The organism is Variovorax sp. 22077 (assembly GCF_052044195.1).
Taxonomy (GTDB): Bacteria; Pseudomonadota; Gammaproteobacteria; order Burkholderiales; family Burkholderiaceae_C; genus Variovorax; species Variovorax atrisoli.
Genome location: NZ_JBQEQC010000119.1, coordinates 1 through 395 on the forward strand (window position 1 = coordinate 1; position 395 = coordinate 395).

1 protein-coding gene is annotated in these 395 nt (G+C 68.9%); it reads left to right on the plus strand.

Annotated elements, in window-relative coordinates; genetic code table 11:
- A partial coding sequence (locus tag ACTJLF_RS34765; RefSeq protein ID WP_440884924.1) for a hypothetical protein occupies window positions 1-184 on the plus strand: 184 nt, incomplete at its 5' end.
- Window positions 185-395: the final 211 nt, after the last annotated feature.

The window sequence follows — 395 nt, forward strand, 5'->3', positions numbered from 1 at the left end:
ACTCATGGACAGCATGGTAATGACGGCGGCGCAGCGGGGAGGAATCTTCATGGTCAAAGGGGCGAGAAAAGCGAGGACGGGACGGCCCGATGATCCGGGCGCGCGGCGCCACCTGCAACGCTTGCATCTCAGGCACCGCAGCGCAGCACCGTGGGCCCGTCGCGCCGAGCGCAAGGCCCGCTGACGTTGCACGACGCGCAATCGACGGCCAGCCCGGTCCGATGCGCGCGCCGATGCGGGGGTCGAGCGCTCGCGATGCGTATCACACGGCTCCCGGCACCGCAACAACCAGCTCCCACCCGCGTCGCCGGCAACCGTCGCCACTGCTGCGTATTCCAGTGGATCTGAGCACCCGTTCTGGGCACCTGGTCACCGCTCCTGCTTCCGAGCGGCAC